Source organism: Chitinophaga silvatica (assembly GCF_003419895.1).
Classification (GTDB): Bacteria; Bacteroidota; Bacteroidia; order Chitinophagales; family Chitinophagaceae; genus Chitinophaga; species Chitinophaga silvatica.
On record NZ_QPMM01000009.1, the window covers coordinates 68,381 to 93,791 of the forward strand.

Below are 25,411 nucleotides of genomic sequence, written 5' to 3' on the forward strand. Positions count from 1 at the left end.
TGTCTATAAGATGGATTTACCTCCGGAGCAGCTGCAAATGGATGCCATGCTGGAGGGAAGTACACTTACTCAATATATCAGGGGGCCGTTGAGCAGGATCGATATGAATTTCAACATAGTTCATTTCACCTATTTATTGAATAGTAAGGATGAAACTATAACAACTCTGATAGATCAGCATGGGAATAAGTACCTCATTAAGGCCGATAAGCAGCAGTATATCAAGGATATGCAGCAATATGAGGGAATAAAATTTACTGATCAGGCTGGAACAAAAGAGATTGCGGGATATAAGTGTCGCAGGGCTGTGGGAACGATGTCTGACGGGCAAACCTTTGAAGTTTATTATACAACTGATTTAGTGCCTGAAAATAAGCAGTATAACCGCCGGTTTATGAATCTGGATGGTATGCCTCTGGAATTTGAGATCCTGACGAAAAATGGGTCTAAAATGCGTGTAACGGCAACGAAGGTTGATCTTTATCCTATCCCGGCTTCTTATTTTGATGTGCCTAAATCGGGATATAAGATTGTGAGTCAACAGGAAATTCAGAATATGCAATAGGCATAAAAAAAACCGGTTAAAAAGCTTTGAGACTTTTTAACCGGATATAAAAATTGAAGAACGTTTAAGTTGATTACCCTTTCTTAAGAGGCAGAATAATCTGCAATTTTTGAAAGTTTCCATTTCCAGGTGGTTGATTTTGTACCTGAACATTATAAGGAACCACGTAAGTAACATTACCTTTAGTGTAAGTCATTACGGTTTTGAAGTTAATTACGTTATAGTTCGTATTTGGAATGGTGGTTAACTTAAAGTCAGAGCTGAAAGACCCGGAAAAACGGAAACCGCCGTCGAGGCTGAGCTTCGTTTTGGGAATAGCATTATTCAGCACGTAATGCGGGCCGTCTCCTGCTTTTTTCACTTTGTCTTTATTATTATCGGTAGGCAAAAAGTTACTATTTGCCAGCGCGTTGAGAGCTAAGAACGCCAAAGCGCCCGCTAACAAGCAAGACAATGAAAAAGTGCGTAATATGTTGGTTTTCGCTTTCATTGCATCACAAATGTACAAACTTTTTGATGTATTATATAACAAATTCTTAACGAAGATACGACAAAAACATAAGAAAATGTTAAAAAATATTTAAAAAGTTTGGTTTGGGATACGGTAGAGTGGATTTATAAATACACTATATTTACATTAATGAGTAAAGACTTTTCATTTTTAAACGAGGATTTTGATGATCTGAGAGACTTGTTGCAACAGTTTGAAAATCTCCGGACTGGTAAGTCTCATTCCTTCCTAGATGAGGACTCATTTGAGCAGATCATCGATTATTATGACGAGCGTGACGAAATGCCAATTGCATTGCAAGCCGCAGAGATAGCTATTGAACAGTTCCCTTATTCTTCGACATTATTGCTCAAAAAGGCCAACTTACTGATAGAAACCAAAAAATACAACGAAGCCTTGGATCTCCTTGAAAAGGCTGCCATTTTAGACAGAACCGACATCAATCTATATATTCTCCAAACCGACGTTTATCTCGCTCTTAATCAGCATCAGAAGGCTGCTTCAGTTCTGGAAGAGCAGATAGAACAGTTTGAGGGTGAGGACAGGATTGACCTTTTGCTTGAACTGGCTGATGTGTATGACGATTGGGAAGAGTTTGAGAAGGTCTTCGATTGCCTGAAAATGGCGTTGGAGTATGATCCGAATAATGAGGAAGCGCTTCATAAAATTTGTTTCTGGACGGAATTCACCGGCAGAAATGAAGAAAGTATCCGTTTACACACTGCAATTATAGATGAACATCCGTTTAATCATCTGGCCTGGTTTAACCTGGGTACCGCATTGCAGGGGCTTAAATTATATGAAAAGGCGATCGATGCTTATCAATATGCCGTAGCTATTGACGAAAAATTCGATTATGCCTACCGTAATATGGGAGATGCCTTTATCAGGCTCCGTAAATTTGCCGATGCAATAGAAGTATTGCAAAAACACCTGGAAATCGCTAAACCTGAAGATGTTATTTACGAGGCTATTGGCCATTGCTACGAAAAGCAGCGTAAATATACCCAGGCAAGGTATTATTACAGGAAAGCATCGCATCTTAGCCCGAATGACGACAAACTCTATTATAAAATAGCAGTTGCCTACATGATGGAGGCAAACTGGGATAATGCCATTAAGTCGCTTCATAATGCTTTGAAAATCAATAAGAATAGTGCAGAGTATAATATGAGTCTTGGGGAATGCTACCTGGAACTCGAGAAGCATAAGGATGCATTGATTTATTTCATGAATGCAGTAAGAGCAAGGCCTAAAAGCCCTGTTGTATGGCAGGAGCTGTTGAAAGGCTTGTATGTGGCTGGTTTCCTGGAGGAAGCATTGAGCCAGTTGGTAACAGCAGAAGAAAAGGCAGGCAGAAAGCCAATTTTTATGTATTATAGAGCTGCCATTCTGATTGCTATGGGGAAAACGAAGGAAGGCTTGTTGCATCTGGAAACCGCGTTACAGCAGGCACCGAAAATTGTTAAGAAGCTGGTAGAGTTAGATCCGGCTATTTTGCAACATGTTAGTGTAGTGGATTTGATAGCCCAATATCGTCGGAAAAGTTAACCAATGTTATTTACTTTATTAAAATAAAGTATACTTCTTATTTTTGCGCCGGCTTTTAATTGTCATGGACAGAAGTCGATAGTATTTTCCGGTTACTAAAATTGCATATCGCTATCCCTAAGCGCCTGGCGAATGAGTATGTGTTTTACTGACCAATAAGAAGATAAAAATATTTCAAATGAATTTTAATCTGACACAAATCCCGGAAAGGACAAAGAAGCCCCGCACACATGGTCTTACCATGGTAATGGACAAGGGGCTAAGTTTGGAAGAAGCACGAAATTTTTTATCGGTAGCAGGTCCGCATGTCGACATCCTCAAATTAGGCTTTGGTACGGCCTACGTTACACCCAACCTGCGCGCAAAAATTGAACTCTATCAGTCGGCAAACATCCCCGTATATTTTGGCGGAACCTTGTTTGAAGCTTTTATGATCCGCAATCAGTTCGATGAGTATGTGAAAATCGTGAAGGATTACGGAATCAGCTACATGGAAGTATCTGATGGTTCTGTTATTATTCCGCACGCAGAGAAATGCGGTTATATCGAAAAGCTCTCAAAGATAGGTCTGGTATTGAGTGAAGTAGGCTCTAAAGATGCTGAGCATATTATTCCTCCTTACAAATGGATCGAATTAATGAGCGCAGAACTCTCTGCCGGAGCATCTTATGTAATTGCAGAGGCTCGTGAAAGCGGTAATGTTGGTATTTATCGCGGTAGTGGTGAAGTACGTGAAGGACTGGTACAGGAAATCCTCACTAAAATTCCTGCTGAAAAGATCATCTGGGAAGCTCCTCAGAAAGCTCAACAATTGTATTTCCTCGAATTAGTTGGCTGTAATGCCAACTTAGGCAACCTCGCTCCAAATGAAGTAATTTCGTTAGAAGCAATGAGAGTGGGCCTCAGAGGCGATACTTTCAACTTATTCCTGGACAGAGAATAGCGTTGGCACTAATATTAGTTTACGGATTTGCGGAAAGATAGTAAGTTTGATCTCTCTGCAAATCCGTATTTTGTAATTTTATGTTTCAATCTTAGGTTATGAAATTGTACGGTCTTATAGGCTACCCTCTTGGCCATTCCTTTTCGAAAGGCTACTTCAAGGAGAAGTTCGAGAAAGAACATATTACAGACTGCCAGTACGAGAATTTTCCCATCCCCAATATTTCCGATTTCCCGGCTCTCTTACTACAGCATCCCGATTTATGCGGGCTAAATGTGACCATTCCCTACAAGGAAGTGATTATCCCGTATCTGGATAAACTAACTCCGGCTGCTGAAAAAATAGGTGCTGTTAATTGTATTGATATCCGGGATGGCGTAAAAACTGGCTACAACACCGATGTGATCGGATTTACCGAATCTCTTAAGCCACTGCTGAAGGCACACCATACTCATGCCCTGATCCTCGGAACAGGCGGAGCAGCCAAAGCCGTAATGTATGCGCTTGAGCAACTAGGTATCGATGCAACGATAGTTAGCCGTCAGTCGACCAATCGTGCTGTCGGTTACGAACAGCTTACTCCTGCATTGCTCGACAAACATACCGTGATTATCAATACTACTCCATTAGGAATGTTTCCGGACCTCGATAGTTGCCCGGCTATTCCTTTCGAGCATATTACAAACAGGCATCTCTTGTATGACCTTGTATATAATCCAATAACTACAACCTTCCTGCAACGAGGAGCCGCTAAAGGTGCAAGCACCAAAAATGGCTATGAGATGCTGGTGCTTCAGGCTGAAGCATCGTGGGAGATCTGGAATAAGAAAGTATAGGGTTTATAAAATCTATTAAGGGCTGACCTAAAAGTAGAAACTACTTTTAGGTCAGCCTTTTTTTTGAAGTCATTTTTTAATTGTCTTGATGACAGAGTTATTTATATACTTATCTATTAAATAATTTTTGTAATTTTTTGTTGAAACTTTTTTATCTTAATGAGACTGTAGCAATAATCATTATGTGCGTTTAGCCCTGAATGTTATAAGAAATAAATTATGCCACGTTGTAATCCCTGTAATATTTGTTGAATCCTGTTTTGGATGGGTTGCCTTGTAATTGCTAATAACCCGGATTTGTGTAGAAAATACAATCGTTTAACATAAGTTGTTGATACCTATACCTTAAACAATAAATAATGAAGAAAGTCATTATTATCTCTCATTGTTTTTTGCTTCTGCTTTTGGGAAGCATTACATATGCCCAAATACCTGAAATTCCAAAGAGTGTTCAAAGCCCTAATGTGGCGGGACTGGGATTGTACGGTGAAGTTCCTGTTTCCCATTTTACAGGGCTTCCGAATATTGAAATCCCACTCTACCTATTTGAGGATAAGCAAATTAAAGTACCAATCTCATTAAGTTATCATGCTTCTGGTTTCAGACCAGACCAGCACCCGGGCTGGGTAGGAATGGGTTGGAATTTGATTGCAGGAGGGGTTATTTCCCGAACGATCAAAGATGTGCCAGATGAGTATAATAACCCATATTTGATGTATACCACTAATGCAGGTTTTTATTTTAGGTATTCTGTTTTAAACCAATCAAATTGGGATCAGGTAACGGGTATGATGGACATAGTTAACAGTGAGGATGGAGAAGGTGTGTTTAAAGATACCGAACCAGATGAGTTTTCATTTAGTTTTCCAGGAGGTAATGGTAAGTTTTATTTAGACCATACAGGAGCATGGAAAGTAAAATCGGATCGTCCGGTTAAAGTAATATTCAATAATACATTTTTGAATGTACCAACCTCTATGATCCCACCAGATATAAGGATGTATAGTTATAATTCACCCTCTTTCTCAGGTTTTACATTGATCGACGAAAATGGTACTCAATATGTTTTCGGAGGAAATACAAATGCCATTGAATATAGTGTTGGGTTATTTGATCAGGAAACTGGGGAGTGGTTTGCACAATCCTGGTATCTTGTAAAGATCATTAATGTACAAGGTTATGAAATCAACTTTGTATATGAAAGAGATGACTATATAAACCAAATGTATATTGCTGCTTTTAATAATCTCGAAACGAAAGTGGTGAATTCTGGAGGAATATTATCACCAACCTGTAGCAGTTGGTATTATTATCCATTGGAATTCTCATATAATGGTACGCTCATATCTCCTGTGTATCTTAAAACTATTCAAGGGCCTAAAAATAAAATTAACTTTTCCCGTTCGACTACTACTGAATTAAGGTATCAGCAAAGCTTATATGAGCTTAGATTTATACAGTCTAATTTACAGGATAAATTCCTTCCTATATTAGTAGAGAGCTCATTGACATATCCAGAGTGTTTAAATAAACTCCAATGGAAAAAGCTTGATAAAATTGAAATTGAAGACGATGGAGCGGCTGTTATCCGCACATATAAATTAAATTATAACAATTTATCGACAGACCGACTTAAATTACTTTCTCTCAATGAATATGGGGAAGGATTGTCTGGTCCTAAAACGTATTCGTTTAATTATGATGAGACGTTGCCTTTGCCGGCATATCTCGCAAATAAAACTGATCACTGGGGATTTTACAATGGAACATTTGCAGATATCAGTAATCAATCTACCTATGTAAATACTTATTATAATTTCAAAGAACCCAATGCTACATATCTGTATACCGGCACTTTAAATAAAATTACTTATCCTACCGGAGGCGTAACAGAGTTTACGTATGAACCACACTATTACAGTCAGCGTCTGAAATTTAGCCGTACTGATGGAATCGATCCTGCTTTCAATGCCAATACGATGGCGGGTGGTTTAAGAATAAAAAAAATTACTTCTTATGATCCAGCTATTCCAGAAGCAAAATATTCTAAGGAATATTATTATGTAAGAGGGTATCAGAATGGAACAGATCCCGCTACTTTATTATCCAGCGGAGTATTGGGTGGGCAATCAAAATATTTTTTTGATGATTACAGACTTCGGTCTTTTAATAATCCAAATGTAACCTATTCCACTTCTATTTTTAGTTCTCAATCTGTTTTACCTGTAAGTGATAATAGTAAAGGATGTCATGTAGGTTATAGTGAGATAGTTGAAAAAAATACAGATGGTGGTTATTCTAAATACTATTACACCAATTTTGAAAACGGGCATATAGATGAACCATCGTCTGTTTTACAATACTCAAGAACTGCTTATGAGCCTTTCAACTCAATGGAAGAAGAAAGGGGGAAATTAATAAAAGAGGAACAATATAACAAAGGAAATGGCATACTCTTACAACGAACAATTGATTATATAGCACTTAATAAGTCGAATGAGTATGTTCGTTCTACGAAAGCAAGATACTTCAATGTTTGTCCGGGTGCTTCTGTTAAGGTCTGTGAGGCTACTGCTTATAAAATGTATACCTACTCCTATCTTCCATCAAAAGAGGTAACAACTACATATCAGCCTAACTCAACTAATCCTCTTTCTATTACAAAAACCTTTACTTATGATGCGGCTACTCGTTTATTACGTACCGAACAAGTAACCGATAGTAAAGGAAGAGTTTTTAAAACTAATTATCAATATCCTGGAGATTATAATGTGTCAGGAGCTGGAACTGATGCCTGGGGTAGCGGAATCAAAATGCTACAATCAAAAAATATTAGTTCCTGGGTTACTGAAAAATATACGGAGTTAACAGATCAATCTGTTTCTAAAGTGATTGATGCTTCTCTGACAAAGTTTAATACACTACGCCCTTTACCTGATGCAGAATATAAATTGGAAAGTATCGATGGGATAACAGGATTCACTCCTGCTGTTATTTCCATGTCTGCCTCTACTATAAATAGTAATTATAAGCTACAGCGCAACTTTGATAGCTTTGATGCATACGGAAATCCTCAACAGGTTCATAACATCAATAATCTGAATGAAGTATATGTGTGGGGGTATAAAGGAAGATACTTACTGGCTAAGATCATTAGTAATAGTAGCTATTCCACCCTTACACAAAATCTATCTACCTCTATACTCGATAATCCTGCCAATGAAACGGTATTGAATCAGCAATTGGATCTTTTAAGGCAGAATTCTTCCACATTAGTTACAACTTATTCTTATAATCCATTGAGGGGATTGAGTCAGGAGACAGATACCCGGGGAAGAAAAACTACTTATGAATACGATGAATTTCAGCGACTGAAATTGATCAGAGATCATGAAGGTAATATCCTGAAAACATTTACCTACAAATACAAATTGTAACAATCCCTTTACCACGTTTGATTAATTCTGTACAATATGCAACGGATTATATACTTCATCCTACTGCTCTTAATATTCACATCACAAGCCAAGGCACAATATATGGTTCAGGGCCATACCTGTGTGGTGCCTTCTTTGGTTTATACTTATACTGTTACAGGAGGGGCATTCGGACCAGGTGATAAATGGTGTGTAACAGGTGGTGTTATTGATGGAACTTCCAATACTTGCGTAACTACTACGGGTTCTCCAACCGTTGGGATTAACTGGAATCGTGGAGTAGTAGCAGGAACGATCTCGTATTATCGAAATGGAATCCCTAATCCAGTCGTAACCCTAAATGTAACTATAACAAAAAATGAAATACAGCTTACCTCGCAGAATATTTCACCTACTTATGGTTATCCCTATGTTGCTTCAGATAAATTAACAGTCCTTAAAATTACAGGAAATGACGCAAAAGCTTGTGGTGTTGATCCTATTTATGTTTGGTATAAAAGCATCAATGATGCTAATCATTGGGAAGCACTTAATCAGTATGGTAAGGATCTTGTTATTTCCGGAGTTTTTACATCCACTACTTATTTTTCAAGAAGTGTAGTAGTAAATGGCATTATGAGTTCCGACCCGGTATTGGTAATCCCTTATTCAAGCCCGGATGCCGGGGTAATATCTCCTACTTTGATTACTATTAAAAGCAATACTAATCCTGGAGTTACGTTTACAAGCACAGTAGGAACCCCAACGTGTAACCGATCTTCAGCCAATGGTTGGGAACAATCTATCGACAACGGACCCTGGACTGCCGCTGTAGGTAAGGTTTCAGCAGATTTTTCAAGCTTTACTCCAACTGGCAACATCACTAAACGCACTTATTATAGAAAGACCAGTACCTGTGCTCCTCTCATAGCTAAAAGTAATATTGCTGTTGTAGATATTTTCCCACTCTTGGATCCAGGTAGTTTATCTCCCGCTGCAATAACAATCAATACTGGTACTAGTCCGGGAAAAATTACAAGTACTGGAGCCAGTGGCGGAAACTCTTCGACTGGCTATATTTACCAATGGCAAAAGTCTACAGATAATGGAGTTACTTTTACAGATATTTCTGGAGCTACTAACGCATACTATGATCCGGGAGTATTATCTGCAAAAACAATGTATCGCAGAAAAGTCACTTGCGACGGCGAAGTAGCATTAACCAATCCTGTAACAATTAATATTGCTACAATAAATGCTTCAAATCAAAATTATGTCAGGGCACGAGCTGTAAAACGAGCAGGAGTTAACACTCTTACGGATGCAAACGCATTGACAACAACAAGAGAAGTAGCAGAAGTTACAAATTATATAGACGGATTAGGAAAAGAAGTGCAACAGGTAGTTCGCCAGGGTTCTTTGATAACTGGTAGTTCTGCAAAAGACCTTGTATCTCTAGTGGGTTACGATAATATGGGAAGACCTACACTGAAATATCTACCTTATGTAAGTACTGCAGCAGATGGTGCATTTAAACCAGCAGCATTACAAGAACATCAAACATTTAATCAACAACAGTTTGCTTCTCAGGGTGATAATTTTTATCACGGTGCTGCAATTTATGAACCCTCACCCTTAAACCGGATAATTAAAAATCTGGCAGCCGGAGATAATTGGATAGGAAAAGGAAGAGGCACTACTGTAGGAGTATATAATAATACCTTATTGGATGAAGTTAAATTATGGAACGTTTCAAATCCTTCAACTCCCGGACAATGGGGTAGTTATCAAATAGGATTCCCATATGCTGCCGGGGAGTTGCAAAAAGAAATTATAACCGATGAAGGTGGTAATCAAACAATTACCTTCAAAGACAAAATAGGAAATATCATTCTAACAAAGAAACAGTTAACTGCTGCTCCAGATGATGGTACGGGTAGTGGAAATATAGGGTGGTTATGCACTTATTATATTTACGATGCTAAGAATATGCTCCGTTGTGTTGTACAGCCAGTAGGAGTAACTGGTACCATGGATATGTCTAATACCAATTTTCTGGCAGAACAATGTTTCAGATATGAATACGATGGTCGTGGACGTATGATAATGAAGCAAACACCAGGTAGTGCCCCGATCTGGATGGTTTATGATGGGAGAGACAGATTGGTAATGTCACAAGATGGAGAGATGAGGTCTGCTGCTCAAAAGAAATGGTTGTATACAAAATATGATGTACTTAACCGGCCGGTTTCTACTGGTTTGCTAACCGATAACAGTAACTATAATAACCTGACTTATCATTTACAGGAAGCGGCAAATGCAGGTGTGAATGATTATCCGAATCTCTCATCGTATACATATGAGGAACTAACAAAGAATGGTTATGATAATTATACCAGTATTCCTGCAGCAAGTGGCCTGAATAGCACAATAGACGCTAGCTTCAACGGTTATCTACTAAGTGCCGGGGCGAGTCCTGATTATGCCGAAACACCGGTAGCTGCCACAAGTAATATGGGAAATACTACCTGGACTCAAACAAAAGTTTTAGGGAGTTCCTCATTCATTTACACTGTAAATATCTATGATACCAAAGGGCGATTAATACAGCTGAAAACAAAGAATGCAACAGGAGGTACTGATCTTACAGCATTTCAATATAGTTGGACTAGCCAAAAATTGTTGGAAATGACTAAAAAACAGATAGGTACTTCCGCTGCAAATCTTGTAATTAAGAAAATGAGTTATGACGAGCTAGGTAGGCTACAGAAAACGGAAATGAGACTAAGTAATCCTGCAGTTAACAGCGGAACAATGTCGGCCTATAAAACATTATCTGAGATTGAGTATGATGCACTGGGCAAGGTTAAGACTATTAAAACCGGGGCTAAGCCAGGAGCAACAGGAATGCCATTATTAAAGCGAGTAATGGATTATAATATTCGTGATTGGTTGACAGGAATTAATAAAGATTATATAGCTGCCAATACAAATGATGACCAATACTTTGGTCAAAGTCTGGGATATGATAAGAATGGAGTTTTGGGAACCTTTACCCCATTATACAATGGAAACATTGCAGGCATGATCTGGAAAAGTGAAGGAAGTAAAGACAAAAGAAAGTACGATTTTGTTTATGATGCAGCCAATCGTTTACAATCTGCAGATTATAATCAATATATCAGCGGATCCGGAACAAGTGCGGTATTTAACAAAACAGGAGGTACTGATTTTAGTGTTGGGGGAAGTGCAGCTTCGGCCAATAAAATGAGTTACGATGCAAATGGAAACATTCTTGAGATGTGGCAGAAAGGGTTGAAATTAGGAGGAAGTGCCTGGATAGATCAGCTTATATACACTTACCAGGATAATAGCAATAAACTTAAAAATGTAATAGATCTGCAGAACGACCCGGAAACAAAACTGGGTGACTTCAGAGCATCTGCTTCTTATTTGAGTGCATTAGGAGGTACCAAAACGGCCAGTGCAATAGATTATACCTATGATGCTAATGGCAATCTGAAGAAGGACAGGAATAAAAATATTGGAGATGCTACCAATGACGGTATTACATATAATCATCTGAATCTGCCTGCTGTAATAAATGTGAAAACAGCCACTGGCACGGATAGGGGAAATATCAATTACACATATGATGCTATTGGAAGAAAATTGAAGAAAGTAACCGTTGAAAATAATGCCTCGGTACCCTTTAATGGAGCCAATTATAATTCAGTTGTTACGACCACTACTACCTATTTAGATAATGAAATATATGAAAGCAAAAGCTATGGAAATGCGGCATTAACTTCTCTTAATTATTCAGACCGGTTATTGTCCATAATGTCGGAAGATGCAAGGATACGATTTAAACCTGTCGAGAATAGTGTACCGGCTTCCTTTCAATATGATTATTATGTAAAGGACCACCTGGGCAATATAAGAATGGTGTTGACAGAAGAGGCCCAACAGGATACTTATCCTCCACTAACTTTTGAAGATGCAACGATTGGAACAGAGAGTCTGTATTATGAAAATGCAGATCAGGAGAGGGTTGCCAGGCCAGCAAGTTTCTTTACAGCAACTACAAATGGTAGTAAAGTGCAATTGCTCAGAAAAAGTGTGAAGTCAATTGGTGCGGGGAAGCTCCTGAAAGTTATGGGTAAAGACAAACTACACATTAAAACAGATTATTACATACCTTCTGATGCAACCAGTAATAACGCACCAAATGGATTAAATTCAATCATAAATAATTTATTACAATTATTTAGCAGTGGAGTTGCTCCGGATATGTTGAAAGGAAATGGTACCGTTATAACAAATACTTTAAACAGCAATGTTCCTTTCACTGATTTTATGTCGGGGCAAGGTAATGGAACCACAAGTGCAATGCCTAAAGCATATCTTAATATCCTTTTCTTTGATGATCAGTTTCGTTTTGTGGCACAAAATAGTGAATTCATTCAGGTTAGTGTAAAAGGGAGCGGGCAACAACTGGTTCGTGCTTTAGAAAGCGCAAAAGAAGTGCCTGTTAACGGATATGCCTATGTGTATGTAAGCAATGAAAGTGAGAACATGGTTTATTTTGATAACTTCCAGGTTGTGCATGAAAGAGGACCGATATTGGAGGAGACACATTATTATCCGTTTGGGTTGACGATGGTAGGGATAAGTTCTAGTGCGTTGAAGGGGCTGAATTATAGGGAAAATAACTTGAAGTATAATGGGAAGGAGTTACAAAGTAAGGAGTTTGCTGATGGGAGTGGATTGGAGTTATATGATTATGGGGCAAGGATGTATGATGCTCAACTGAGTAGATGGCATGTGTTAGATCCAATTGCAGATAAAATGATCAGTTATTCCCCTTATAATTATACTTTAAATAACCCTGTACGGTTAATTGATCCTGATGGAAGAGGACCCCAGGATATAGTTTACTTTGACATTAAAGGAAATGAAATATATAGAATTCAATCAAATACAGAATTTAGAACATTGGTGCAAACAGGTAATTGGATGTCTTTCAACACATTTACAGAGGCTAAAATGCCAAACATAATACAGACTAGTTATGGAGTAGCGACAACGGAAGGGAAATTTCAGAAAAACGATTATTTAATTGCTGCCGAGACTTTTATCTTTAATTATAATAAAAATTCTGGCTCTGTTCCAACGTATACTAATGGCACAATAATAAAAGATCCGTCGTCGGTTCCGGATTTGGACCCAACCACAGTAAAGGCTATTGCGATGCAGGAATCATATGCTGGGAATGCGCAAGCGGGCAAAAAAAATGATGCTACCAAGGATATTATGCAGGCAAATGTATTTTACAGTGAGAAAAGCAATGATTGGAACGATTCCAAAAAGCAGTTTGGACTTGAGAGAGATAAGGGGGTTAAAAATCCTCAACAGAGCATAAAGGCAGGGATAGGTATTCTGTATCAAAAAGGCCTAAAAGGATCGTCTGGTGAGAAGTGGACAGGAGGTATTAATTGGGAAGAAGCTATAAAGCGTTATAATGGAGGTGGTGTAAACGGATACCAAGAGGCGGTACTCAAAATGGTAAGGGAATCTAAAACACCCGACCTATCAAATTATTAAATACGAAATAGAATGAAAATTATTGTGTTTTTTATTTGTATCTATATTGCATTGTTTATATTCTCTTCTTGTAATAATAGATCTATTACGGATACAAAAAGTGTTCAGTCAGATACTGTTAAGATAGCCCAGTCATCAAACCTAGATGAATTTAGAATCGATAATATTCAGTTCTACATTCAGCATAAAACTTTGGATGCTGGAAATATTAATGCTGAGAGCCATTGTGAGGAAGGGTATCATAAACTGAATGGGTATGAATTACGAGACTTTTTATCAATGCTAAACTTCCAGTCTTCTTACCTAAACTATCAGGGTGATATAACTGAAAAATTAAATGATTCAATCTTTGCTACAGGATTGTTGAAAAGGATTTTACGGGATTCAGATTCAAGTTTCTTTCAAGTAGAAAATCTAAATTTCATAGGTCTAAAGAAAGCGGAGATAACTAATTATGGGATTTGTAAAATTTTATTATTTAAATACTTAACTCCTGCTTCAGCAACACAAAGTACTCCTGTACTAATAATTAACCAACAGAGGAAAGAAATAGTTTATTTAGAATTTGATGACTTTACAATCAGGAACAAAACAATAATTTTAGATTTAAAAGTAAGGAATGATAATCATACTCTGTTTACAATAGAGTATGATAGCAAGATTGAGTGTTTTGTTCCGAAATGTTATAAAAATATCAAATCATGATTAACAAAATTTAACAATAGCAACTCTGATAATCCCAGATCTTTGAGGTATCAGGAGTTTTATATCTCTGATTTTGCGAGTCTTAAAACAATATTTGCTCCTGAAAATCAAATGGAATTTACTGAATTATTAAAGAAAATATCAGGCTATAATTTCTAATCGTTTTTATAGATCAGATCATCTTTAGTACCAAATTTTCCATCCTTACCGGCGGATATCAGGGTATAGGAACTGTCCATAGAGTTGATTGCATAGGAGTAATTATGCTCCCAACGGTCTTTGCTCCAGTTTTGTCTCATTGGATTGTTGCTAATAAGGGAAGATAAATTGGAAGGATATGTGTTTTTTTGTTTCTTATAATTATCAATTGCCATTTTGATTTCTTTACAATCCTCTTTGGTGTACATTTCCTTAAGGAAGTTTTGGTAGAACACTAAAATTAATATACCCAAAAGGAAATTATTCCGTACATAATCTTTGTTCCTCAATGTTTTTTGAAAACAAATTGTCCTTTTTTAATGGGGTTAATGCAATCCTACCTAAAAGTACATGGTAATATGAAAAAACTAATTTTTGTTTTACTTTTTATCTTTATTCATGTATTTGTAACAGCGCAGATAACAGTTAAACATATTGGCAAGGTGTATTACTACACTATTTCATCCAATAAAGTTATTTCTCAGCGTAATGATACAATTGCTATGTCGGTCAATAGCTATATACAGCGATATGCAAAGAAAGATTTTCCTGATGTGCTCCTATATATTAATGATCAAGATCCCAAAAATAAACTTTCAAACTTTGAGCAGGTCTTAGTTTATTATCAAAAATACAAAGGAGAATTCTTTAACAAGTTTGATGATATTTATAGCTACCCCAATGCGCATATAGGTATAGAACTATCACTTTTTCGAAACCATTATCAAAAAGGGATGGAAGCTATAAAATATGTCGTAAGTAATTTGAAGAAACTTAAGAAAGAAGAAAAACGGTTATCCAGAAAAAATAAACGAGGTGTATTGGAAGAAGAAGATTTGAAGTGTTTTGAATTATAATTGGCATAGGTTATTATGTATGGTCACAACAACTTTTAGATAATGAAATATTTAATGTTATTGTTTTTTGTTTTTACTTTTTCATGCTCATCATCTAAAATAGATGTTATAAATAGGATTAATAACGATAGTGATGCTATAGTAAATTTATTCTTGCATAAGAGTATAATTCGAAGCAGAGGACAGAATATGGTTCTTTTTTGTACACATAGAAATGATAAATCAAACAGATACTATTTTGAAATTAATGATAATAATTTTCATTTTACCAATGATAGTATTGAGTATATGCCTGATATTTTAGGCATAAGAAAGGTAAGGGGGACAGAATTGTATAAACAAGAATTAGTATCTCATGTTAAAGCGCTTTTGTCTAAAATGGACCAATTAGATATCAGAGATGTTCTTGGGGATTTGTCTTCGCAGGGAATAGATCTAAAGATTTACATGAAGCAATTTCCAATGGTTTTATTATATGTTTCTGATATTCAGAAAGTAAACATGGCCTATTGGCAGAAATATATAAATTCAATGCAAAAACTTAATGCTAAATGGTATTATTCTGCCAGAAATCAAGAATAGCATATACCGGAGGAAGCGTATTAGGATTTTTCATAAATTTTGATGCGTCGATTTAAAGAAAATTAAGAATAAGGCTATTTGGAAGATTAAATATTTCAGAGAAAGGGGGGGAGTCCATCTTCTCTTATTAGAGAGATAAATGGACTTCCATGCTAAGCTTCTTTATTCACAGGCTTAATCATATAATACACACAGGTAGTTACAAAATTCCTGAAGAAAGGAATCGCTGCAATCGGCTTCCATTGTTCTCTTGCAGATACCCCAAACTTGTATTTGTATATAGGATTAATTAAATAGAATTTACGTTGTGTGATTTTATACTCCTGCCTTTTAACGATTTTTTCGAATCGTTCTATTGAAATGCCTGTAGACTTCACTTCCAACAGATCTATAACCGTAGAATCATTTTCACCAAAAAGACGCAATACTCCCTTGTAAGCAGAAGTTGGCAACAAGTGAATGTACGGGAACATACTCAGCAACTTATTGGAGCAAATCTGCTGGTGACCTCCATGAGGCATATACCAGGGTGGAAATCCAAAATAAACCTGTCCTCTCGGTGTAAGTAATTGTTTCAGATGTCCGATGATTTTTTCCTGGTCTGGAATATGTTCGATAGCATCTTTCAAAATAATTACGTCAAAAGAATGTTTGAATTCTCCCAGGAAATCGACATCATAGATGTTTTTAGCAATGAGCCTTACCTGGCCTTTATCTAAATAGGATTGAAGGAAACCTTTTGCCAGTTCAATTCTTGCTGGAGAAAGATCTACCCCGACACAATTACAGCCCTTTTCCAGCAAAGGAGTTAATACGCCGCCTTCCCCACATCCTACCTCCATTACCCGAAGCCCCTCTAGCTGAGGAAACTCCTGCTGTATAAATGGTAGTACGTAGTCACGCGAATTATCAACCTGCTGTTGATAGCGTAATGCATCGTTTTTATGGTGTTCTAATGACATGAAAATTCAGAAAAATTGCGTGAATTTAGTAAAAAGTGGCCAGCTTTCAGTGCTTACATAACTTAAATAAATGCTATAATTGAAATACAGATGTAATCAGCTGCCAGCTAATATGCTATCTTTGCGCCATGCAAATGAATGATAAAGCCAATTACCTTGAAGGAGCAGTGATTTTGATCAATAAACCATTAACCTGGACTTCCTTCGATGTTGTACGTAAGATCCGTAATATTACCAAAGCGAAAATAGGACATGCCGGCACTTTAGACCCTCTGGCTACCGGGTTGCTGATCTGCTGCACCGGTAAAATGACCAAAAAAATCAACGAATACCAGGCTCAGGAAAAAGAATATACCGGAACCTTCACTCTTGGCGCCACCACCCCAACTTTTGATAAAGAATCTGAACCAGAAAACTTTAAAGATATTAATCATATAACTCCTGAAGCTATTGTTGGGGCAACTCAACCCTTCATTGGAGAAATTATGCAGTTACCTCCCATTCACTCAGCCATCAAGCAAAATGGTAAACCTATTTACCTCCTGGCCAGAAAAGGTGTAGATGTGAAAGTGGAACCCAGAAAATTGACAATCAAAGAATTCGAAATCACTAAAATAGCGCTTCCGGAAGTGGAATTTCGCGTGGTTTGCAGCACAGGAACCTATATTCGTTCACTGGCCAATGATTTTGGAGCCGAATTGGGCTGCGGAGCTTACCTAAGTAGCTTATGCCGTACCAGAATCGGGGAGTTTAAACTAACAGAAGCTATTGATATGGAAGAATTTATCAGCACTCATACCGTTGTTAAAACGGATAACCAATAGCAATATTCCAGATTATATTTTCTCTGCGCCAGGCACTGTTTGAGAAATCCCATTGACTAAGGTACCATCCGTTTTTATTACCGGTGTAGTAGGGAACTTTCAATGGAATGCCCCAGTCCAGGCGCACCAGGAAGAAAGAGAAATCGAGCCGTAAACCAGCACCTGTACCAATTGCCAGGTCGTGATATAAAGAGCCAAACTGGAATTCAGAGCCAGGGCGGGAGGTATCTCTTTTAATCATCCAGATATTACCCATATCCACAAATGTGGCACCTTTCAGATTTACGGAACCGCCAAACATCCTCAACAAATCGAAGCGGTATTCGATATTTCCCTCCAATTTCATATCACCGGTCTGATCCGGAAATGCCTGAGCTGTAGCAGATGAATCTTTATAGGAACCTGGCCCCAGTGTTCTGAGTCGCCATGCTCTGATACTATTAGGACCACCAGATGTAAACTGTCTGATATAAGGCAATACCTGCGAGTGGCTGTAAGGAATACCTACTCCGGCATATGCCCGGGTGGCCAGCATACTATGAATACCCAGTTTCCAGTAATGCCTGTAATCCAGCTCCAGCTTCACAAAGTTGCTGATATTTACTTTGGTGATAGTTTCAAGATTGGTTTTATGGCCACTGATATTATTCATAATACTATTAATACCGCTAAGCCAGAGCCCCGATTCTTCAAGATTGGCTCTGAAATAGGTATAGTGTTTCTGATGTAAAATATCCTGGTTGCTGTAGATAAATGAAATATTCTCACCACCAATGAGAGCAGGCTCGAAACTGCGTTTCAGATAAGGATTGGTATTTACAATACTATCCCTGAACGTAGGATTTAATGATACACCAACATAGTTTAAGGTAAATGGTTTTACAATCCAGCGTTTGTAGGCGGTTTCATTCCAGTCGTACCCATAGGAAACATTGATACTGTTAATATCAAACTTGTTGATACGCGACAGGTAATTGGCACCTAAGGTCAGACGCGTTTTTACATTGCTCCTGTTGGAGTGTTGTATATTAAATGGCAATGCAAATCTCGGCCAGGTAAGACTGGCTTCTCCACCAAACTGCTTCGATTGTAACTCCCATCCCGTTTCCTGCTTCAGTAATTCGATACCGGTATTGAGCACCAACCCAAACTGAGTGGCTGTTCTTCGCAGGTTGAGATGCCGGTAGTTGAAGGTCAACCCCGAACCCAGGGTATAATCGGAACTATTACTTACCTCGAAGGTTACCCCAAATTCCTGCTTACGCCTTGGTGTTAGTAATAAGTAGGCATCGAGGGTTTTGGTAGTGTCTTTGGGCTCTTTATAATTTAAGGTAACAAATTGCCAGACCCCAATATCGTATAGCCTGTTAATGGTATTGTTGTATTGCTGCAGGGAATAAGGTTCTCCGGGCCTCAATAAAATAGAGCGGGAAAGGATTCTGGGCCTTAGAATTTCCTGATGATAACGAATTATAATATGTTTCCTGGGGTCTTCCTTCAATGTACTATCGTTGATATTTGCATTTAGGGAGAAGTCGGGATACGCATATACTTTGCCTATATGATATAGCTGCCAGGTGGTAGTTGTGTCTTCAGGGTTTTTGATATGCACGAGGATATCCATCGTGAGTTTTTCCCTTTTTTTGTTTTCGTTAAAGATGTTCACAAACCCTTCGAATGGGTTTAAGCTGTTTTTGAAGAGTGCTTTATTTAGGGTGTCGAGGGTAAATTCAATAGCGTCTCTGTTGAATTTATAGTAACCGGCATCCCTGATCAACCGGGTAAGTCGCTCCCTTTCATTGCCCAGGGTTGCCGATTTATAGGTCATCCCTTTCTGGATCAGTGATAACTTCTCGTTCTTATTTACGATAGTTTGCAGGGCAGTATCAGGAATATCGTAGGTAATTTTATCGATAACGAAGTTTCTGCCGGTATTTACATGATAAGTTACACTGGTTTTACGGCGTTTAGTCCTTTCGGTATAATCGACGGTTGCGTAGAAAAAGCCCTGATTGTGAAGATAGGTGGTCATACGGCTTACCGATTCAACGGATTTGGTAGAGTCGTAGATAACAGGTTCTTCCAGGTTTCTTTTGGCCAGTACCAGGTTCCAGAACCAGTTCGATTTCTTCTCGTTATATTTTTGATTATACAACCAAACCTTAATGCGGGTATTCAGCAGTTTAGTATTGGGTTGTTGGGTCATTAACGATTTAGAGGAAAGTGCGCTTCGTATGTCCTGTTTTTCAGAAGTCAGGATTTCTCCACTCACATCCACTTTGCTACTGGTATACAAAGTTTGCCCTTGTTGCAGGTACCTGGTATTGGAACATCCCGCCAATGTAAACATTACCGCTATCAGCAGCCATCTTTTAAGCAGTAAATATTTGGGAACGGAACACTTTAGCATCTCGGGCGAAAAACGTTATAATAATTAAAAACACCGGGCGACGAAATGGGTGACCAAGCCTCTTCTTGGCTGATTAAAAGAAATCGTGTAGGTTTGGCCCATGTTGTCAAAGGCGCAAATTAAATATATTCAATCATTACAGCACAAAAAAAACAGGCAAAAATTCAGCCAGTATGTTGCGGAAGGAGATAAAATTGTTCAGGAGCTAATACAGGCAGGCATGCCGGTGCAAAAAGTTTTTGCAACTAACGCCTGGCTACAGCAGCACGAAGTACTCCTTAAACGCTTACCTGCCGAAAATGTGATGGCTGTAGATGAAGGAACTTTAAAGCAACTCTCTGCCCTTACCACTCCTAATAATGCTATGGCGCTACTGGATATGGAACCAATGGGCAACCCACTTCCGGCTGCAGGTACCGTGGTTTTAGCATTGGAAGCAATCCAGGACCCCGGAAATATGGGTACCCTGATCCGTATAGCCGATTGGTTTGGTATCACCCAGATTATTTGTTCCCCGGATTGTGTGGATGTATATAACCCCAAAACTATTCAGGCTACCATGGGCAGTATAGCCCGGGTACGTATAACCGAATATGATATTAAAGAACTGTTGAGTAAGTCGGCCTTACCTTCCTATGCTGCCACACTACATGGTAAAAATATCACCGAGTTTACTACCCTTAAAGAAGGAATTATTTTAATCGGGAATGAAGGGAGAGGACTGAATACAGATACCCAGGAATTAGCTACCCACAAAATTACTATCCCCCGATTGGGTGGAGCCGAGTCTTTAAATGCTGCAGTAGCTGCAGGAATCATATGTGGTAGATTGCTGATATGAGACTATTTACCTGGCTGGTCATACTCATATTTCTGGGAATGGGGTGCAAACAAGCGCCCCGAAATGTTATTACCCCTGCCTTCTACTATTGGAAACAAACCTGGGATACCAATAACTCCCAGCAAACAGTTTTGGAACAATTACCGGCAAAGAGGTTATATGTAAAACTTTTTGATGTAACCACCACCGGAGATAATAATATTCTGCCGGTTGCGGTTCTCAGGACCAAGGCTCCTTTACCGAAAGACTTGGAAATAGTTCCGGTTGTATTTCTTATGAATGAAATATGGGCCCATGCAGATTCTACCCTGGTTACCAAAGTAGCCGAGCTGGTAAGTCAGCAATGTGCAAACATTTCTAATATCTCAGAAATCCAATTAGATTGCGACTGGACTCAGACTACCCGCAAGGCTTATTTCAACTTTATAGAGCAGATCAGGAAACATCCTTTTTTTCGGCATAAAACCATTTCTGCCACAATCAGGTTATATCAATTGAAATATGCTGCGAAGGCAGGTGTGCCACCGGTAGACAAAGGTTTACTGATGTGCTATAATATGGGAGATATGCGTAAAGCAGGAGAACATAACTCGATCCTGGATCTGAACACCCTACAATCATATATCGGGAATAATACAATTTCCCGGTATTCTTTGCCTTTAGATATAGCCTTACCCCTGTTTGAATGGGAGATTCTATTTCGACAAGGCTTGAACTATGAAGGAATCGTAAGGAATGTAGATGTTCTGGACCCCTCTGTTTTTTCTAAAACTTCAACGCAATTATATACTGTTAAGAAAGATACAGTATTGAATGGCTATAAGCTAAGGCAAAATGATGTTATCAGGCACGAGTTTATTGATGCCACAACATTAAAGCAGGCAAGTAAGCTGATAGCAAAACAATTGCCCCATGGAAACCGGGCTGTAATATTTTATCATTTAGATTCTTTAATACTTAGAAATTATCCATTGAATGAACTTCAGGAAACTATTCAGATTTTTAATTAGCTGTATTGTTCTGTTACTAGGGAATGTTGTGTATACCCTGTGTTGTGGGCCTACCCCCGACCCTTACGATTATTACATTTCATTTTTTAGTCCGCTTACCAAAGGAGCAGGATACGAGCCATTTTATTATACAGCCCTGGACAATTTTTACGCGAATCCAACACCTTCAGAAGAAGTCGCCAATACAAATGATTGGCAGAAGTATACAGGCAGCAAAGTAAAAACGAAGGATATACGTGAATGTATTTATACCTACCCATTAAGCAACCTGCAGGCTATCAATACGGGTGCCGGGCTTCCCGATAGCTTAAAGCAGAATTCATTTGTTGGTTATTTGTTGAAAGACAAGGAAGCATCCCGATATCTGTTATTTGCTAAAAGCTGCGAGCCGGAAGTTTCCGTAGAAAATGCCTGGACAGCTCCAGAAAGAAATGCAGTGCAACTTACTAAATTATATGAGGAGGGCATCAACCTATATCATCAAACTAAAAATGAAAATATCAGAGAGAGATATGCATTTCAGTTAGTGAGATTGTTGCACTACAATAATCAATATCATAAAGCAGAAATATCTTTTGATCAGCTTTTTAAAAATAATACCGGGTCACTTATTTATTATAAATCCCTGGCATTAAAAGCGGGGGCATTATATCATCAGAAAGATACAGTTCAGAGTGCCTTCCTGTTTTCAAAAGTTTTTGAACAGGCACCCTCACTACGTATCAGCTGTTTTACCAGTTATAAGTGGTGTAATGTAACGCCAAAAATGATTTACCCTTTGTGTAATAATCCCCGGGAAAAGGCTGTAGTAGCTGCGTTGGATGGATTTGGAAATCCTGAACTCTCTACTGTTCCTATCCAGAATGTGTATACACTGGATCCTGAATCTCCAATATTGAATGTATTACTTGCCCGGGAAATAAATAAACTGGAAGAAACCTACCTGGCGCCGTCATTAGCCAAACAAGGCCAGGATTTACAAATTAATACACTCGATACAAGAGATATCTCAGAACAGAAAGAATTGCGAAATAGTTTGGTAGCATTGCAAAGTTTGGCAGATAGCCTCATTGCTCAGAAGAAGCTGTTAAATCTCAATTACTGGAGAATGGCTTCCGCGTATCTTTCGTATATGCAGCAAGACTATGCTGGTGCAAAATTGAGACTCACAGCAGCCAAATCAAAAGATAGTGCAGAGAAAGATCAGTGGGAAATGATTAACCTATTGGTGAATATCAATCAACAAACTGACATCAATAAAGATTTTGAAGCGCAACTTTTAACATCCTTTAAATGGCTGGATAAAAAAACAGGAAATATTGAATTGCCGTATGATAGCTATAATACCGATCAGTCGTGGTTTTACAAGAAGATGTACAGGAATTTATTGTTTGCTGTGCTGGCACCAAAGTATCATAAGCAGGGCGATTATGTGAAGGAGTCGTTAATCCGCGGACGTTGTGATGAATTAATGATCAGTGATTATTTTGTTTCCGGGAAAACAGCAGTGGAGCAAATACAGGATGATATGGGGCCAAAGGAGCTCATCAAACTAAATGATTTTTTATTACAACAAAACAAAACTCCTTATGAAACCTATCTGGCAAAATATTTTCCAAAAGAGTTAAATATTAATGCAACCATAGGTATCAGTTATGTAAGATTGCATGATTTTAAATCAGCGGCCGAATGGTTTAAAAAGGCGCCGGCAGAGCGACTTTCAATTTCTTATCAGATATTTAATGATCAGTTGATGGATTATGGAGAAGATGTTGAAACCGGCAAGTTCAATAAGCCGATATCACAACTCGATTTCTGTAATCAGATGGTTGATCTGGAGGAAACAATGAAAAAGCCACAGGCTCCGGCTACTGCATTTTACAAATATGCAAATGCGTTGTTTAGCATTTCCTATTATGGTCATACCTGGGATTTCGTAAAAAAATACAGACCTACTTATTTGTGGTATACACCTGAAGTGGAAAAGGATCCATTTCTCAGGCAATATTTCGGTTGTTATAAAGCCGAAGAATATTATCTGAAAGCCTTAAAAATCAGCTCCCCGACCAATAAGGAATTCAGAGCCCGTTGTGCTTTCCTTGCCGCTCGTTGCGCGCAGAAGCATATTGCAATTGATAACAACGACAAATACCTGAAGACTTGGATTCGAAATAAGTATTTTCCTCAGTTGGTGACAGACTATTCACAAACTAAGTTTTACCAGCAAGTCTATAACCAATGTGGTTATTTACGAGATTACGTTAAAAGCAATAAGAAATAATTATTTAAACTGAATTGCTTTAACTGGTGTAATTGATCTGATTATACGTGAAGGAATTGCGAGGATAATTGTACAGATAAGGAAGGTACCAACGTTTATCAGCACAATATCTATCCAATTAATAGATATAGCGGCAGCAGACATATAATAGGTATCTTCCGGCAGTTTAAAAAGGCCAGTTTGCTGCTGAAGAAAAGCAAGGCCTAATCCAAAGAAATCGCCAATCAAAACACCTAAAAAAACAATATAGGCAGCCTGGTAGATGAAGATATTCTGAATGCTCCAGTTACGCATACCCAGTGATTTCAAAATACCGATCATATTGGTACGCTCCAGGATTAGAATCAGGATAGCAGTTGTCATGTTGATGATTGCTACTATCGTCATAATGATAATGGTGATCAGTTCATTTCTGTCCTGCAACCCTAGCCAATCGAAAATATTTGGATAGATATCGCGGATGGTACGTGGGAAAAGTTCTTCCGGGATAAGGTTATCATTAATATACCAGGCAACAGTATCCATCTGCTTATAATCTTTAAGCATGATTTCATAGCCTCCGATGTCGTTAGGCTCCCAGTTATTCATTTTTCTAATCAGATCCAGATCTCCGATTACATAAGTTTTATCGTATTCTTCAATACTGGTTTTATAAATACCGGCAACGGTAAGTCGTCTGGCCCGCGGAGTGAGTCCGCCTCCCTGTACGAAATAGATAATTGGCCTGTCATTTACCTTAAGCTGTAGTTCATTGGCCATGCTTTCAGAGATCAGTATTTGAGGGGAGTAGGCGGTATCATTAAACTGTACAAAGTGGCCAGATTTCAGAAAAGGCTTTAACTGATCCCAGTCGTAGTCTTTCGTTACTCCTTTAAAAATGATCCCTTCAGTTTCCTTATCAGATTTTAATAAAGCCGATTTGGTAGCATAGGGGCTAATGGATTTTAAATCCGGAGCCTTGCTTAGGCTATCAAATAAGCTTTTTCTATTGGAAAAGGGTATTTCTTCAGTCAGTGGGCCAGCATTGGGCTGATATCGGGTAATATGAATATTTCCCCAGAAGTTGAATACTTTACCTTGAACTGTTTGTTTAAAACCGTTTACCAATGAAGTGGCCAGGATCATTACGGATACGCTGATTGCAGTTGCAGCAACTGCAATGTTGATAATAAATTTAGAAAAGGATGATCCTTTATTAAAAGCTATCCTTTTGGCCAGGAAGAAAGATAAACGCATGCAACAAATATAGGGATTTATGAATTTTGCGTTTTCAGGATTTTACTGAATATTAGACGTTTAAAAAAAATAGTCA

The 25,411-nt window shown here is 38.2% G+C and carries 18 protein-coding genes; 13 read left to right on the top strand and 5 right to left on the bottom strand.

The window, feature by feature from the left end; genetic code table 11:
• Positions 1–10: 10 nt before the first annotated feature.
• Positions 11–565, top strand: coding sequence for a hypothetical protein (locus DVR12_RS16600; protein ID WP_116976921.1), 555 nt, complete (start codon positions 11–13; stop codon positions 563–565).
• 73 nt (positions 566–638) lie between these two features.
• Here DVR12_RS16600 and DVR12_RS16605 read toward each other — a convergent pair whose 3' ends face one another.
• Complete coding sequence (locus tag DVR12_RS16605; RefSeq protein WP_147323471.1) at positions 639–1,055, bottom strand: hypothetical protein; 417 nt, start codon at positions 1,053–1,055, stop codon at positions 639–641.
• A gap of 150 nt (positions 1,056–1,205) precedes the next feature.
• Here DVR12_RS16605 and DVR12_RS16610 point away from each other — a divergent pair, with 150 nt between their 5' ends.
• The 6 genes from DVR12_RS16610 (at position 1,206) to DVR12_RS16635 (ending at position 14,134) form a co-directional block, all read left to right on the top strand.
• Positions 1,206–2,627, top strand: coding sequence for a tetratricopeptide repeat protein (locus tag DVR12_RS16610; RefSeq protein WP_116976923.1), 1,422 nt, complete (start codon positions 1,206–1,208; stop codon positions 2,625–2,627).
• A gap of 178 nt (positions 2,628–2,805) precedes the next feature.
• Positions 2,806–3,570 carry a phosphosulfolactate synthase gene (locus tag DVR12_RS16615; RefSeq protein ID WP_116976924.1) on the top strand — a complete coding sequence of 255 codons (765 nt, stop codon included), beginning with the start codon at positions 2,806–2,808 and terminating at the stop codon, positions 3,568–3,570.
• A 98-nt stretch (positions 3,571–3,668) separates the two neighbouring features.
• On the top strand, positions 3,669–4,406 hold the full coding sequence (locus tag DVR12_RS16620) for a shikimate dehydrogenase family protein (protein ID WP_116976925.1): 738 nt from the start codon (positions 3,669–3,671) through the stop codon (positions 4,404–4,406).
• Positions 4,407–4,765: 359 nt separating this feature from the next.
• A complete protein-coding gene (locus DVR12_RS16625) occupies positions 4,766–7,843 on the top strand; it encodes an RHS repeat domain-containing protein (protein ID WP_116976926.1) in 3,078 nt (1,025 codons plus the stop codon).
• A gap of 36 nt (positions 7,844–7,879) precedes the next feature.
• Positions 7,880–13,429, top strand: coding sequence for a DUF6443 domain-containing protein (locus DVR12_RS27600; protein WP_158563290.1), 5,550 nt, complete (start codon positions 7,880–7,882; stop codon positions 13,427–13,429).
• 12 nt (positions 13,430–13,441) lie between these two features.
• Complete coding sequence (locus DVR12_RS16635) at positions 13,442–14,134, top strand: hypothetical protein (protein WP_116976927.1); 693 nt, start codon at positions 13,442–13,444, stop codon at positions 14,132–14,134.
• A 155-nt stretch (positions 14,135–14,289) separates the two neighbouring features.
• Here the strand turns inward: DVR12_RS16635 and DVR12_RS16640 are convergent, their stop codons facing one another.
• Complete coding sequence (locus DVR12_RS16640; RefSeq protein ID WP_116976928.1) at positions 14,290–14,541, bottom strand: type II secretion system protein GspG; 252 nt, start codon at positions 14,539–14,541, stop codon at positions 14,290–14,292.
• A gap of 150 nt (positions 14,542–14,691) precedes the next feature.
• Here DVR12_RS16640 and DVR12_RS16645 point away from each other — a divergent pair, with 150 nt between their 5' ends.
• Together DVR12_RS16645 and DVR12_RS16650 are read left to right on the top strand one after the other, a co-directional pair.
• Entirely contained in the window at positions 14,692–15,189 is a 498-nt protein-coding gene (locus tag DVR12_RS16645) for a hypothetical protein (RefSeq protein ID WP_147323472.1), read from the top strand.
• Positions 15,190–15,231: 42 nt separating this feature from the next.
• Positions 15,232–15,771: a hypothetical protein gene (locus DVR12_RS16650; RefSeq protein WP_116976930.1), complete on the top strand. Its 540-nt coding sequence runs from the start codon at positions 15,232–15,234 to the stop codon at positions 15,769–15,771.
• 152 nt (positions 15,772–15,923) lie between these two features.
• On the opposite strand, the gene DVR12_RS16655 is transcribed toward DVR12_RS16650, so the two are convergent.
• Entirely contained in the window at positions 15,924–16,733 is an 810-nt protein-coding gene (locus tag DVR12_RS16655) for a class I SAM-dependent methyltransferase (protein WP_116976931.1), read from the bottom strand.
• A gap of 128 nt (positions 16,734–16,861) precedes the next feature.
• On the opposite strand from DVR12_RS16655, the gene truB reads away from it, so the two are divergent.
• Positions 16,862–17,557 (top strand): tRNA pseudouridine(55) synthase TruB, encoded by a 696-nt coding sequence (truB, locus tag DVR12_RS16660; RefSeq protein WP_233522414.1) that lies wholly within the window; start codon positions 16,862–16,864, stop codon positions 17,555–17,557.
• On the opposite strand, the gene tamL is transcribed toward truB, so the two are convergent.
• The gene (gene tamL, locus DVR12_RS16665; protein WP_116976932.1) at positions 17,538–19,967 is read right to left on the bottom strand and encodes a translocation and assembly module lipoprotein TamL; all 2,430 of its coding nucleotides are present in this window, start codon (positions 19,965–19,967) and stop codon (positions 17,538–17,540) included. The two genes, truB and tamL, sit on opposite strands and share 20 nt — an antisense overlap.
• A gap of 100 nt (positions 19,968–20,067) precedes the next feature.
• Here tamL and DVR12_RS16670 point away from each other — a divergent pair, with 100 nt between their 5' ends.
• The 3 genes from DVR12_RS16670 to DVR12_RS16680 are packed head-to-tail and all read left to right on the top strand — an operon-like array spanning position 20,068 to position 24,099.
• Positions 20,068–20,808 (top strand): TrmH family RNA methyltransferase, encoded by a 741-nt coding sequence (locus tag DVR12_RS16670; RefSeq protein WP_116976933.1) that lies wholly within the window; start codon positions 20,068–20,070, stop codon positions 20,806–20,808.
• Positions 20,805–21,818 carry a hypothetical protein gene (locus DVR12_RS16675; protein WP_116976934.1) on the top strand — a complete coding sequence of 338 codons (1,014 nt, stop codon included), beginning with the start codon at positions 20,805–20,807 and terminating at the stop codon, positions 21,816–21,818. The genes DVR12_RS16670 and DVR12_RS16675 overlap by 4 nt, the downstream gene beginning before the upstream one ends.
• Positions 21,784–24,099: a hypothetical protein gene (locus DVR12_RS16680; protein WP_116976935.1), complete on the top strand. Its 2,316-nt coding sequence runs from the start codon at positions 21,784–21,786 to the stop codon at positions 24,097–24,099. The genes DVR12_RS16675 and DVR12_RS16680 overlap by 35 nt, the downstream gene beginning before the upstream one ends.
• Here DVR12_RS16680 and DVR12_RS16685 read toward each other — a convergent pair whose 3' ends face one another.
• Positions 24,100–25,335 carry an FtsX-like permease family protein gene (locus DVR12_RS16685; protein ID WP_116976936.1) on the bottom strand — a complete coding sequence of 412 codons (1,236 nt, stop codon included), beginning with the start codon at positions 25,333–25,335 and terminating at the stop codon, positions 24,100–24,102.
• Positions 25,336–25,411 lie beyond the last annotated feature (76 nt).

What these genes read in the sequence shown, in the direction of transcription:
- DVR12_RS16600 (WP_116976921.1), top strand. Translation starts at nt 11, where the DNA reads ATGGATTTACCTCCGGAGCAGCTGCAAATGGATGCCATGCTGGAGGGA.
- DVR12_RS16605 (WP_147323471.1), bottom strand. Translation starts at nt 1,055, where the DNA reads ATGAAAGCGAAAACCAACATATTACGCACTTTTTCATTGTCTTGCTTG.
- DVR12_RS16610 (WP_116976923.1), top strand. Translation starts at nt 1,206, where the DNA reads ATGAGTAAAGACTTTTCATTTTTAAACGAGGATTTTGATGATCTGAGA.
- DVR12_RS16615 (WP_116976924.1), top strand. Translation starts at nt 2,806, where the DNA reads ATGAATTTTAATCTGACACAAATCCCGGAAAGGACAAAGAAGCCCCGC.
- DVR12_RS16620 (WP_116976925.1), top strand. Translation starts at nt 3,669, where the DNA reads ATGAAATTGTACGGTCTTATAGGCTACCCTCTTGGCCATTCCTTTTCG.
- DVR12_RS16625 (WP_116976926.1), top strand. Translation starts at nt 4,766, where the DNA reads ATGAAGAAAGTCATTATTATCTCTCATTGTTTTTTGCTTCTGCTTTTG.
- DVR12_RS27600 (WP_158563290.1), top strand. Translation starts at nt 7,880, where the DNA reads ATGCAACGGATTATATACTTCATCCTACTGCTCTTAATATTCACATCA.
- DVR12_RS16635 (WP_116976927.1), top strand. Translation starts at nt 13,442, where the DNA reads ATGAAAATTATTGTGTTTTTTATTTGTATCTATATTGCATTGTTTATA.
- DVR12_RS16640 (WP_116976928.1), bottom strand. Translation starts at nt 14,541, where the DNA reads ATGTACACCAAAGAGGATTGTAAAGAAATCAAAATGGCAATTGATAAT.
- DVR12_RS16645 (WP_147323472.1), top strand. Translation starts at nt 14,692, where the DNA reads ATGAAAAAACTAATTTTTGTTTTACTTTTTATCTTTATTCATGTATTT.
- DVR12_RS16650 (WP_116976930.1), top strand. Translation starts at nt 15,232, where the DNA reads ATGAAATATTTAATGTTATTGTTTTTTGTTTTTACTTTTTCATGCTCA.
- DVR12_RS16655 (WP_116976931.1), bottom strand. Translation starts at nt 16,733, where the DNA reads ATGTCATTAGAACACCATAAAAACGATGCATTACGCTATCAACAGCAG.
- truB (WP_233522414.1), top strand. Translation starts at nt 16,862, where the DNA reads ATGCAAATGAATGATAAAGCCAATTACCTTGAAGGAGCAGTGATTTTG.
- tamL (WP_116976932.1), bottom strand. Translation starts at nt 19,967, where the DNA reads ATGCTAAAGTGTTCCGTTCCCAAATATTTACTGCTTAAAAGATGGCTG.
- DVR12_RS16670 (WP_116976933.1), top strand. Translation starts at nt 20,068, where the DNA reads ATGTTGTCAAAGGCGCAAATTAAATATATTCAATCATTACAGCACAAA.
- DVR12_RS16675 (WP_116976934.1), top strand. Translation starts at nt 20,805, where the DNA reads ATGAGACTATTTACCTGGCTGGTCATACTCATATTTCTGGGAATGGGG.
- DVR12_RS16680 (WP_116976935.1), top strand. Translation starts at nt 21,784, where the DNA reads ATGAACTTCAGGAAACTATTCAGATTTTTAATTAGCTGTATTGTTCTG.
- DVR12_RS16685 (WP_116976936.1), bottom strand. Translation starts at nt 25,335, where the DNA reads ATGCGTTTATCTTTCTTCCTGGCCAAAAGGATAGCTTTTAATAAAGGA.